We start from the raw sequence: 12,840 nt of genomic DNA on the forward strand, positions 1-12,840 counted from the left end.
AGCGCCATTTTTTCTGGCGCCGCCCTAAAAACCTGCTCTTATAACCGGGCAATTTTTATTTTTCTATATCTTGTCTTACTCTTCCGTCTTTTTTCTGCCCGTCATTAATACATAAGCTGCTGCCATCATTCCAATTGCCAGCAGAGCCATCGGCACATCCATCCGATCCGTATCCCCGGTCTTCGGAAGTCCTTCTGCCGGTACAACCGGCTGAGGTTCTGGTACAACCGGCGTAACCGGTTCCGTCGGCTGGGCTGCCGGTCCCGACGCGGTTGTAGTCGAAGACTTTTTACTGCCAGAACTACTTCCGCCTCCGTGACCGCCGTGGCTTCCGCCTCCGTTATTGCCTGGATTCGGGGTCGGGGTAGGATCAGATCCCGGTTCCTGGCTTCCATGTTCTACCACATATGATACGGTCGGCTTCGGGAATTCTTCTGGCCGATACTCATTTCCACGGCTGTCTACCGGATACAGGACCGCCTCCTGATTGGTATAGAGCCCTTCATAGTGCTGGCTGCCGTCCCGGTCATATTTTCCATAGGTTCCATCCGCCGTCTTTGGGTTTATCAGTTTTACGGTATAGGTCAGCTGCACCGGTGCAAAGTTTGAAACTGGTTCATTTATATACCAGGTAAACATCTCTGTCTCTGCCTTATTTCCCGCGTCATATACCACTTTAAAACGATAATTCTGCGGTCCCGGTTCTCCGTCTCCAAAATACCAGGTGTTGCCCTCCTGATACATAGAAAGCGCTTTTCCCCCTACTGTCAGCTGGTCTAAGTGATCGAAATCAAAGTTATAATCCTCTTTCACATAGCCCATATAATCTTTCACAACAGAACCTTTATCAACGGCATACAAAATATCATTTTCTATACTGTCAAATGAAACCTGCTTTCCATTCGCGAGGTACCGCATGAAACTCATTCCCCACTCATAGTTACTTGCCGTTCCGGGCGGCGTAATCGGCATCGCATAGCAGTGATATCCTTCCGAAGCTGCCTGTGCGTACGCCTCGTATGAAAGATATAATGCCTTATCGATCGAATTCACATAATTTCCTGCTTCCTCCACCGGTGTAATAAGCGATGCATCCGGTTCCGTTCCATATGGATAGTCGTGTGTATCCTTCTGCTCTGAAAGTCTGGCTCCTATGCCGGTCAGCCATGCATTCCAGTCCGTCGGTGCCTGATTATTTCCATACTTGGATTTCCAGTTATCCGGTCCTGCAAAATGTTTCGGAGAATCTGCTATAAATCCCCAGGCAACCGCCGTCGGATTCTCATTAAACATATAGGTAATACCATCACTGACAACTACCAGTGTCTTGCGTTCATCTTCCACTCCTGTATCCTGGTCTAACATTGATTTACCCGCTAAAATACCTGCGTGAAGATTGGTTCCACTCTTAATTTCCTGACAAATGGCTGCTTCAATCGCCTCATATTGGGTCTCCAAATCCATAAATCCATCCGTATGCGCTTCCTTGTTAAAGAGCACTACTCCCACTTTGACCTTTGCTCCCTTTTCCTGCACTTCTTTCTTGAGGTTCTGAAGCATTTCCAATGCCTGCTCTTTCAGTCCCGTGCTGGTTGATTTATCTAAGACAAGCACCACATCACTTACCAGCTGCTCCTCCGCTGACGGCAAGGACAAAGCCACTTGAGACTTAAAATTTTCATCCAGCTGTTCCGCTGTCTTCGATTTAGAAGTTCCTCCCTCTGGAATCGTCGGAAGTTCTCCTCCCGGAATCGTATATGATACAGTCGGTTTCGAAAATACTTCCGTTTTTCCTTTTTCCTGATCGCTTCCAACCGGATGCAGCACTGCTTTCTGGTTCGTATAAAGTCCATCATACTCTTCGCTTCCGTCTTCATCGTACCGTCCATACGATTCTCCTGGATTGTTCTTCGGATTTACCAGTTTTACCGTATAGGTCAGCTGCACCGGTTCATTATTTTTTACCGCCTCATTCATCGTCCAGATGAAATGTTCTCCTCCTTCCTTATCCGACGGATCGTATTCCACCTTAAAACGATATTGAGCTGCATTCACGTCTTCATTTCCAAAATAAACGGTATTTCCATCTTTCCATTTAGAAAGCTCCCTGCCGCCAACAGTCAGACGGTCGATGCTCTTTAAGTCAAAATTGTAGTCATCCTTGACCCAACCCATATAATCTTCCACAGTCGAGTCCCGATCGACGGCATAAAGGATATCATTTTTGATATCTTCAAAACTTACCGTTTTTCCGTCTGCCAGATATTTCACAAAGCTCGGTCCCCATGGATAGCTTTCACCAGCAGATGAACCAATCGGCATCGCATAGCAGTGATACTGTTCCTTCGCCGCTTCCAGATATGCCTCATAGGAAAGATAGAGCGCTTTATCAACGCTATTGGCATATTTTTTTCCTTCATCAGGTGGGGTACATGGCGTTAAATCTCCTGGCTCATATGAATGGTCAAATGCATCGCCCTGTGCATCCATCTGCGCTTTGATTGTACCCAGGCGCTCGTTCCACTCATCCTCCGATAATGCTTTATTATTCCCATATTTAAGAATCCAGTGATCCGGTCCCGCCCAGGAATGTTCTGAACCATCATTCTCAAATCCCCAGGCAACCGCCGTCGGTTTTTCCCCAAAAATATAGGTAATGCCATCGCTTAAAAGCACCAGACTCTTTCTTCCTGCTGCCACCTGCGTATCCTCATCCAGCATTTTCTTGCCTGCAAGGATTCCAGCCGAAAGATTCGTTCCGCTGCTAATATTCTCACGGATCGCTGCCGCAATCGCATCATACTGGGTTCCCAAATCCATAAAGTCAGACTTGTGCGCTTCTTTATTGAAAATAACGACTCCAACCTTTACTTTTGCGCCATTTTCCTTTGCCTGCGCCTGCAGCTCCTTAAGCATCTCTAACGCCTCATTTTCCAGCTGCACGCTGGTAGATTTATCCAGCACAAACACAATGTCATTTTCCAGTTTTTCCTCCGCTGACGGAAGGGAAAGTGTTACCTGGGATTCAAAATTTTCGTCCAGATTGGTAGCTTTTTTAGACTTCGAAATCTGCCAGTGTGGAATTTCTTCCACTTCCACTGCCGACAAAACAGCTACGTCTGTCAGACCAAGCTCCATCGCGGAAGTTACAAATGCGGCTGCGGATGCATTCTTAATGCCTACCGTTTCATATGAATCCCCCAGAATGCGTTCGAAATTGTCTTCTTCTGCTTCGTCGCCTACAATCGCCTTATTTTTTTCGTTTTCATCGTTCTCGTTCTCTTCTTCTTTTGCATCAGACGGAGATGCCATTGCAGCTGAAGTCAAAAACATCGAAAAATGAGCCGAACGTGATACCTGAACTGAACCTTCGTCCTGGGCGCTGTCATTTTCTGAATCCGATGTATCTGCATCGGATGTATCTGTTTCGAACGCATCCATGTCTGCTTTTTCATTCTCGTTCTCAGAATCCGGTTCCGATAAATCTTTCTTGTCATCCGCTGCTTCCGATTCTTCTTTTATTTGATTGTTACCTGTATCTGAAGCATTTTCCTGCTCCTTTACATCGTCCTCCAGAGCCGTATCCTCTTCTGTGATATCTTCACTTCCTGCCGGAACTGCACTTTCCGGTTCTTTTACCTCATTTTCTATCTCGGTCGGAACCGCTTCCTCTGTCTCCAGCTCAACCTGCTTTTTTACTTCACCAAATGGCGCAACCGTCATCCATGCGCTGGCTCTTCCATCCACCAGAATCCGTCCGGTGCGCTCTTTTGAAGAAGAATTGGTCATCAGGAAAATAATTTCTTCATTTCCGCTGATCGTATACTGATCCATGTCCTCTTCATCCTCTAAGCGGGCATACATTTTCAAAGTAAGCCGGTCGTTTTTCTTCTCGAAATCTGGATGCAGTTCATATAGATTTCCTTCTTCAAACAGTCCCTCGTAGGTTTCTGCCTCATCGCCGGAAAACGTAAATGCATCCTCTTTTACTGTCTTTCCTTTTTTAGCAGCATCCCGGATTGCCTGCCTGAGGACTTCTTTTTCCAATGAAAATTCCTGTCTTTCATCCCCTCCTTCGGATGTGGCAGCTGCAAATGCGGCTGTATTTGCCACGCTTGTGCTCAACATACTGCTGCACAAAAGCACTGACATGAAACGCCTTGACTGACGTTCAAACCATCCTTGACTGTAACTTTTCCCCTTTTTCTTCGCTTTTTTCATTCTTTTTGCCTCCTGTCTTATCTATCATCAACGCAGGTCCCCTTATGCAGATTTAAATACCTCCCTTCTGCACCGCTTTCACGCCATGTTCCCGCAAAAATGGCTCGTACAATTCCTCTTCTGCTTTTTTCCGCGCTGCCACCGCATCCTCAAGGTTTACGAAGGTTCCAAGGTTGTACACTTTTCCCTGAAAGCCGATCGCTGCCCGCCACCGGGAATTTTCCCGCTGGTAGACGCCTCGGTAGCCGCTTGTATTGTTTGCCGTATTTTTCTGGTTGGCGATTCGTTCCAGGCAGGTTCCGCCTACAAAATGAATCGCTTTTTTCATGTTTTTCTTTCGTGTCTCCGCCTGCAGGCACCCACAGCTCTTGGTTTTTCCCGCGCACAGGCTTTCTTTGGATGCCTCAATCAGGCGTCCGCAGCTACAGACACATTTCCAATATCCGCCTGTCCGGTTGGAATTATCCGCCTCTTCAAGCACTTTCAAACGTCCGAACTGACGGCCTGTCAGATCGATCCGCCGACTGGACGGAAGCTCCTTCCGATAGCACCCGCAGCTTTTCGTATGCCCTGTTTTCAGATGGGACTCCTCCACGGTCTTTTCTTTCCCGCAGTCGCACCGGCACAGCCAGTAATGGCGGCGGCTTTTTGCTGCCTGTTTTATTTCCCGGCAGACAGTCAGACGTCCATACCGGCGCCCCGTCAGATCTTCTCTCACATACTCCACCTCCCCGGATGACATAATGGGAATTATGTCATATCCGACTGTTTCATTTTTTCTTTTATTTGCAAAGCTTTTGTCGAATTTTCCAGATTTTGGATAGAATATCTGTGTTATTTCAAGTACTGTTTTTAACGCCTTTGTATGTTGAAATTCTTTCTCAGAAGTGATAAACTTAATAATAGAATCATATATTTAGATATGTATGCAGATTTTTTCCATTTCATGACATAATTCCCATTATGTTTTTCGTCAATTTTCCCTATCAATCAACAAACCTAATTCCAGCTGTCTGCGGCACGCTTCACGGCTGCTGATGATCGTATAACGTCTTGTCGTTTCCACGCTGCTGTGACCCAGATAGTCTGCCAGACGGACCAGATCGTGATCGCGCTCATAAAATATCTTGGCAAACAGATGGCGCAGATTGTGCGGATATACCTTGCTCGGAAGAACACCCGCTTCGGTGCAGACGGATTTCATGTCCGCCCACACATTCTGTCTGCGGACTGCCTGCCCGTTTTTTGTGACAAAGATGCTGCCTCTCACAATCCGCTGCTTCTGGCAGTACTGCGTCAGATACAGCATCAGCGACTGCGGCAGCAGGATCACCCGCTGTTTTCCCTTACAGTCGATCACTACTTCCCCCTGTGCCAGCGATTCCGCTGTAATATATGAAAGCTCGCTGATTCGTATGCCCGTGCTCGCGATCGTCTGCAATATCGCACAGAGGCGTTCATCGCCGCGCTCCCGCGCCGCCTTAACTAACTTTTGATAATCGCTGCGCGTCATTTCCTGTCTCTCATCACAGAAAATCCGCTTCTGCACCCGGAACGTGCGGACACAGTATTCCTGTCTTCCGATAAAATGAAAGTAGCTGTTCAGAGACGCAAGCATCGAATTGGCGCTGGACGTTTTATAATGAGCTTGCAGATATTCCTTAAAAGATATAATTGTATTTTTATCCCAGTCTTCATCAGCAAACATCAAAAACTTTCTCACGTCCCTGCAGTATTTTTCGATCGTGTGGCTGCTTTTTTCCTGTTCTCTCAAATAATCCCTAAATCGTTCCAATTCATTTTGTGTTTCCTGTTTCAATGCGTTTCCTCTCTTTCTCACGAAACTTTCTCGCGTATTTGTTTTTTTCGCAGCTGTTTTTTCTTTCACAACTGTGACCACTTTTCTATTTTCTGAAAAGTAATCTTATAGTATACGCACCGGAAACAGAAATCTCGCAAAAAAAACATTTTTGCTCTTTTAATCGGATTTTTGCAGAACCAGACATCACTGCGCCCGAAATTTTTCACATGGACTCTCTTTGATCTTCACAATAAAAATAGGACAGCCGCTCCCATATTGCTCGGAACAGCTGCCCTGTTTTTTCATATATTTTCTTTTATATTCATTTTACTCGTCCGCCCGGATCGCCCAGCGCATCTTCGTCGAGCGGGCACGCGGGTTCTGTACGCACTCCTGCGCGGACGGGCGCACCACATCTTTGGAATATTCTTTATAGATACCGGCGCGATATCCCTCTTTGAGCGCCGCTTTCACCAGTTTATCCTCTCCGGAATGGAAGGTCAGGATCGCTGCCCGTCCGCCCGGTCGAAGCGCATTTGGAAGCTTCTCCATAAACTCATAGAGTACTTCAAATTCCTGGTTTACATCGATCCGGAGCGCCTGGAAAACACGCTGACAGGTCTTCTTGACTGTCTCCTTTTTCTCCTTTTCCGGAAGGAAATCCAATGTTTTTTCAATGATTTCACGGAGTTTCGTGGTCGTATCGATCCGATTTCCACGGCGGATCTCATCCGTGATCGCTTTTGCCAGCTCCTCGCAGTACGGTTCGTCTGAATTTTCGTACAGCATGCCCGCCAGCTCCTCACGCTCGATCGTGTCAAGGCGCTCGGCGGCGCTGATGCCTTTTTCCTGATTCAGGCGCAGGTCCAGCGGTCCATCTACCTTGAACGAAAAGCCTCGCTTCGGATTGTCAATCTGCATCGAAGACACGCCCAGATCGGCTAAAATAAAATCAAAACCACCCGCTTCTTTGGCAATCTCATCGATTGTACAGAAGTTCTGGAGACGGATTGAAAGCATGTCCTCGCCATAGCCCGCTTCTTCCAGGCGTTTCCGCGTCTTGGCAGATTCCTCCGGATCAACATCGGTCGCATACATATGTCCCTGCCCTTTCAGGCAGGCCAGCATCGCCTTCGTATGTCCGCCGTATCCTAGCGTCGCATCAAATCCGACCTGCCCCGGCTGGATCTGCAAAAAGTCCAGAATCTCCTGCACCATAATGGAAATATGCATGCCCGCTGGTGTATTTCCCTTCTGAATCACGTGCTGGATCGTGTCCTGATACTTCTCCGGCTGCAACTCTTTATATTTTTCTTCAAATTTTTTTGGATATTTTCCTTTATATCTGACACGCCGTTTGTGTGGTGTCTGATTTTCCTGATCCATAAAAGCCTCCCATATCTGCTTAGATTTTCCATTGATTTTCCCATCTGTCAAATCGAAAATCATATTGGTTCAAGCATATATGGAAGGCGTTCAAATGTCAATTCTTTCTTGATTTTTCCAGATAAAACGCAGCATCATAGGTATACAATAAAGGCGTTTTGGTTGAAATGTTTCTCCGGGCAGATGTTTGCAGATGAGCCATCAAATCTTTCTGTATATAAAATACTCATTCTCCCCAATGTCTGACGCTCCTGCCTGCCCGGATACTCCTTTTCAACGTACATAGTATGACAAATTGTGTGGTGTTTTGCATCGGCGGAATACTTGACACGGCATCCCGCTTTCAATAAAATGATTATATACCGTACATTGATGTACGATACAATCCCTTTTTAGCTAATTTATATAATTTTTACTTATTTTTCATGTAATTATACACAACTATGAGTGTAAAAAATTGCACCAGAATCCTACATGACAAATATACATGATTGCACATCTTATGGATATCTAACAGGAGGTTTTATGACGCACGATAAAAAACGGCTGCTCTCGATCGGCGAGGCAGCCAAAGCGTTGGAAGTGACCCGGCGCATGATTTTAAATTATGAAGACAAGGGTCTTATTCTGCCGGATCAGAGAGACGGTATCAATGGAAACCGTTACTATACAGCAGACACCGTCTCGCGCATCCGGAGCATCCGCATTCTGCAGAATCTCGGTCTGTCGCTGGATGATATCTATGCCTATTATCACGGCACGACGGATCTGGAGCCGCTGATCACTCGTCTGGAAGATCTGCGTGACGAGATCAGCCGGAATATTGAGAAATTAAAAGAACATTCAAAAGGGCACAATGACTTTGAAATCCGACAGATAGAACTTCCCGCCCAGACCGTTTACTGCCAGGATCTGCATTCGACAGAACTTGAAGACAAGAAAGAGCAATTACGTGGCGTCTTCATCAAGGCGATCCGCCAATATGGTTCTGACACCACCCAGCATATGTTTTTCACCGAATACAACCTTTCGAATCCGGGCGATTTTACCTGCTGCATCGCCGTCCCGCCGGAAAGCCGGGGTGAACATCTCGTCACCCTGCCTCGCCAGAAAGCGCTCTGTATCTTTTATCACGGTGCCTATGAAGGTCTTCCTGTAATTGTGAAGCATCTTTGTGCGTATGCAAACAAATATCAGATTCCATTAAAGGGCACCGCCCGCCACCTCTATCTGGAGGGACCGCCCCAGCACAAAAATCCTGAGAATTTTCTGACGCAGGTAGCGGTTCTGATGGCGGATGATACCCTTTAACCAAAACTTATTTCTCTAATTTTATTATTTTAATTCCTCTGGGCGCAGCACGCATTGACCCACTCTATAAAATTATCGGCCGCGGCAGCCCGCATGGACATAAACAAAGCCCTGATCCGTATAATCCGTAAAACTCCGGTACTCCGTCAGATCCTCCTGCGCCGCATATCCCGGCGTATTGACTGGAAATACGATCGGCTCCGAACGTGCCTATCTGTATCCAGAATCACTGCCTTACACTTCAATCGCCCCAAACCGGAACGAATACAGGTAGCGCTCCGCCACCCTTTTTCCTGTCATCTGTTCTAGTGCGCGGGTATAGTAGCGCACCTGTGCCTCATAGCGGCGGATCAGAATGTCTGAATTTTCCACATAATCTGTCTTATAATCCACCAGAACCAGCTTGCCGTCCTCCTCAAAAAAGGCGTCGATGATACCCTGTATCAGAATCCGCTCATCCGAATCCCAGTCGCCCATTTCGCGCGCCGGAATACCGATGACGAACTGTTTTTCCCGGTACAGTTTCCCGGCTGCTGCCGCTCTCTGCATGCGTTTTCCCAATGAACTGGCTGTCAGTTTTGCCAGATCTGAGCCGCGCACCAACGCCGCCGCCTCGGCATCCATCCGCCCCTCAGCCGCCAGCTTCGCCGGAAATGCATTTAACTCCTGTCTCGACATTGCCTGCTCAAACGGCAAAAACTGCAACACACGGTGGTACGCTGTACCGCGCGTCGCGCCGCCTTTTTCTTCCTGCTCCTTCTCCATAAACACTGGCAGCGTCGGCAGAAATACCATCTCCTCCTCTTCTTCCTCCATGCCCTTTTTCTTGAGTTCAGAAACGGACATCTTGGTGTTGAGACTCAGATCGTCCAGGTATGGGTACTGGAAATGGTAGTTGCTGCTGATGATCGATTCTATTTGCCTGATATTTTCGAGCCGATTTTGCGTGTTTGGATGATTCTCGTCATTCGACAAATGGCTGTCCTCCCCCGCCAGCCACCGCAGCCACTCTCTCGATAACGTCTGGCGTATCTGCGTGCCGATCTCACGGTCGATCTGGTCGGAAAGCGTTTCCATCTGATATGAAATCCACGGATTTTTTTCCGGAATACTCATCAAAATCCAATCCAGATAAGAGGAAGCCAGCGTCAGAATCGTATACGGAATCGCCCCGTGTTCGGCTGCCACTGCGCTCCACTTCGCAATCCGATCCTCCAATTTCCGGGAGGACGCCGTCAGAATCAGTTTTTCCTTCGCACGCGTCAGCGCCACGTAAAGAACACGCAGTTCCTCGCCCAGCGCCTCCAGTTCCATCCGGCGTTTCATCACATTTTTCTTGAGCGTCGGTCCCTTGATGCGCTTCTCGCTGTCCAGATAGTCGGTTCCGATTCCCAGATCCGCGTCGATCAGAAGTTTCCCCCGCGTATCCTGCTTGTTAAAATTTTTTCCCATTCCAGCCACAAACACGATCGGAAATTCCAGCCCCTTGCTCTTGTGGATGCTCATGATCCGCACCACCGTTCCCTCGGAATCCGCCACCGGCGCCTCGCCAAAATCTGTGTTATATTTTTTCAATTTTTCAATATACCGGATAAAATGGAACACGCCCCGGTAGCTCGTCGCCTCGTAAGCAGCCGCTTTCTCCACCAGCATATCCAGGTTGCCGCGCCGTCCCGCCCCGCCCGGAAGCGCCGACACATAGCGGTAATAGCCCGTTTTGTCGTAAATCCGGTAGAGGAGCTCGTGCATCGGCAGGTAAACAGCTTCCTGGCGGAATGTATCCAGGAGAGTAAAGAGTTTTTGGAGTTTTCGGCGCAGGTTATTCTTTTGAATTAATTTATTTTTTTGAAAACGAAACGCATCCGCGATCGACGACTCGTCACTTTCGTCATTCGACTTCACCGGTCCATCCTCGTTCATATACTCCACAACCGCCCGGTAAAGCCCTGCATCCCGCGACCGGTCAACGCCCGCCTTATGTTCCGCCACAATCCACGCCATCTCCTCATCAGAAATGCCGCCAAACGGCGATTTGAGCACCGACGCCAGGGGAATGTCCTGCATCGGATTGTCAATGACTGCCAAAAGATTCAGCACCGTCTCGACTTCCAGCGTATTAAAATATCCCGTCCGAGACTCTGCGACCGCCGGAATCCCCTGCGTCGCCAGCACCTCGATAAATTCTTCCGCCCATCCGCTGACGCTTCGAAGCAGAATCACAATATCCCCGTACTGCGCCCGACGGTAAGCGCCAAGCTCCTTATCCCAGATCGTGATCCCCCGTTCTTTATCCGTCATCTCACGGATCTTTCCGGCAATCATGCGCGCTTCCAGCTCTCTGGAGGTGTAATCGGCTGCCTCATCATCTAACTCAGGGGATTCCGTCTCTTTCTGCGGCTGCGCCGACAAATCCACCAGCAAAAGCTCCGTCTTTAACTCATCCAGGCCATCCCGCTCTTCAAAGGCTGCGCCCGGATGCAGTGCCGCATCTTCCGTATAGGATATATTTCCCAGCTTTTCCGTCATGATACGGTAAAAAATCGCATTGATCGATTCCAGTATGTGATCCCGGCTTCGAAAGTTCTGGTGAAGCTCGATCTTCTGGTGCGCGCTCTCCTCCGACGTGTATGTGCTGTATTTTTCCAGAAATAATTCCGGTCTCGCCAGGCGGAATTTATAGATACTCTGCTTGACATCGCCCACCATAAACACATTCGGGCGGTCAAAGCGTTCACCGCTGATGCACTGGATCAGCGTCTCCTGAACCAGGTTGCTGTCCTGGTACTCGTCCACCAGAATTTCGTCGTACTGCACGGCGAGCTCATCCGCGACTGTGCCTGGTACGCGCACTGTCCAGGCATTTTTCCCTTGCATCTGATCGGTTTCTTCTGCACTTGAAGTTTCCTCCGCCTCAGAACATTCTGCTTCCGGTTCTGTCAGGATCTCCAGCGCAAAATGTTCCAGATCATGAAAATCCACCACATTTTTCTCTTTCTTCTTCGCCCTAAACCGCCGTCCAAATTCCTGCGCCAGCTCCAAAAGTTCCAAAATCCGCTCTTTTCCAGCTTCCATATCCGCAAGCATCTGCTCCGGGGAGGCAAACAGATACTCTCCTTTTAACTTTTCAACTGCTTTTTTGACCCGGCTGCGGCAGTCGGAAACAAGCGCCTTTTTCTCCGGATCGACCTCCCCGTTTTTGCCGCGGATCGCCGCCAGACGCGAAAACGTAAATTGTTCCAATGCCTCCGAGATCGTTTCAAACGAACCGGCTGCCCCGCAGACTGCCTCCGCATGGCGCAGATCTTCCTCGATCATCGGCAGGTACGGCATCGGTCCCCCCGTCTCCTGGCAGATCTCCCACGCCTCCCGAAGCTGTATTTTCCACTCCTGCGCCTGCAATGCAATATCACGCAAAAGGAACTGCATCCACTCCGTCTGCTCCAGCTCTCCCTGTTCGGTCAAGAGCAGCTCCTCACGGCATTTTTCATACCACGCATCCGGCCACGGGTTACTCTGGGAGAAATTGTAGACCTGCATCACATACTCGGCAATTCCATCGTCCGCCTTGCCCGTCGCATACGCGTCCACAAACTCCTCATACCGTTTCCCGCCGTCGCGGTAATAATCTTCCAGCAGCCCATCCATCACATCAGCGCGCATCAGAAGCATTTCGCCCTCATCGCCAACCCGGAATGCCGGATCGATGTCCAGCCGGTCAAAATGTTCCCGCATGATATGCAGGCAGAAGCTGTCGATCGTCGTGATCTGGGCAAACTGAACCAGAACTGCCTGCTGCTGGAGATGTTCATTTTCCGGCTCCGATTCCAGTTTTTTCTCAATCGCCGCCTGGATCCGCTCCCGCATCTCCGCCGCTGCCGCCCGGGTAAAAGTCATGACAAGCAGGCGGTCTATGTCCTTCGGGTTCTCCCCCTCCGTGATCATCTGGATGATCCGCTCAACCAGCACCGCGGTCTTGCCGCTTCCGGCCGCTGCCGACACCAGGAGGCTTTTCTCCCGCCCCTCAATTACCTGCTTCTGTTCCCTGGTCCAATTTACTGCCATTTCTCGCCCTTTCCTTTTTCATGACTGGTTCATTCTTTCATTCCCACAGTCACAGCCAA

At 48.8% G+C, this 12,840-nt stretch carries 6 protein-coding genes; 1 reads left to right on the top strand and 5 read right to left on the bottom strand.

The window, feature by feature from the left end; all coding sequences use genetic code 11:
- Positions 1 to 75: 75 nt before the first annotated feature.
- The 4 genes from DWX91_RS03460 to rsmH all read right to left on the bottom strand — a co-directional run bounded on the left by DWX91_RS03460 (position 76) and on the right by rsmH (position 7,408).
- A complete protein-coding gene (locus DWX91_RS03460; protein WP_118472087.1) occupies positions 76 to 4,221 on the bottom strand; it encodes a vWA domain-containing protein in 4,146 nt (1,381 codons plus the stop codon).
- A 52-nt stretch (positions 4,222 to 4,273) separates the two neighbouring features.
- Entirely contained in the window at positions 4,274 to 4,939 is a 666-nt protein-coding gene (locus tag DWX91_RS03465) for a hypothetical protein (RefSeq protein ID WP_117796377.1), read from the bottom strand.
- 255 nt (positions 4,940 to 5,194) lie between these two features.
- The gene (locus DWX91_RS03470; RefSeq protein ID WP_118472132.1) at positions 5,195 to 6,040 is read right to left on the bottom strand and encodes a tyrosine-type recombinase/integrase; all 846 of its coding nucleotides are present in this window, start codon (positions 6,038 to 6,040) and stop codon (positions 5,195 to 5,197) included.
- 309 nt (positions 6,041 to 6,349) lie between these two features.
- Complete coding sequence (gene rsmH / locus DWX91_RS03475; RefSeq protein WP_107000320.1) at positions 6,350 to 7,408, bottom strand: 16S rRNA (cytosine(1402)-N(4))-methyltransferase RsmH; 1,059 nt, start codon at positions 7,406 to 7,408, stop codon at positions 6,350 to 6,352.
- 525 nt (positions 7,409 to 7,933) lie between these two features.
- On the opposite strand from rsmH, the gene DWX91_RS03480 reads away from it, so the two are divergent.
- Positions 7,934 to 8,719 (top strand): MerR family transcriptional regulator, encoded by a 786-nt coding sequence (locus tag DWX91_RS03480; protein WP_118683898.1) that lies wholly within the window; start codon positions 7,934 to 7,936, stop codon positions 8,717 to 8,719.
- Positions 8,720 to 8,953: 234 nt separating this feature from the next.
- Here the strand turns inward: DWX91_RS03480 and addA are convergent, their stop codons facing one another.
- Positions 8,954 to 12,781 (bottom strand): helicase-exonuclease AddAB subunit AddA, encoded by a 3,828-nt coding sequence (addA, locus tag DWX91_RS03485; RefSeq protein WP_118472089.1) that lies wholly within the window; start codon positions 12,779 to 12,781, stop codon positions 8,954 to 8,956.
- Positions 12,782 to 12,840: the final 59 nt, after the last annotated feature.

Origin of the sequence: Clostridium sp. AF22-10, from assembly GCF_003478725.1 — a bacterium.
Lineage (GTDB): Bacteria > Bacillota > Clostridia > Lachnospirales > Lachnospiraceae > Otoolea > Otoolea fessa.

Coding starts and splice junctions, on each gene's coding strand:
- rsmH (WP_107000320.1), bottom strand. CDS start 7,408: ATGGATCAGGAAAATCAGACACCACACAAACGGCGTGTCAGATATAAA.
- DWX91_RS03460 (WP_118472087.1), bottom strand. CDS start 4,221: ATGAAAAAAGCGAAGAAAAAGGGGAAAAGTTACAGTCAAGGATGGTTT.
- DWX91_RS03480 (WP_118683898.1), top strand. CDS start 7,934: ATGACGCACGATAAAAAACGGCTGCTCTCGATCGGCGAGGCAGCCAAA.
- addA (WP_118472089.1), bottom strand. CDS start 12,781: ATGGCAGTAAATTGGACCAGGGAACAGAAGCAGGTAATTGAGGGGCGG.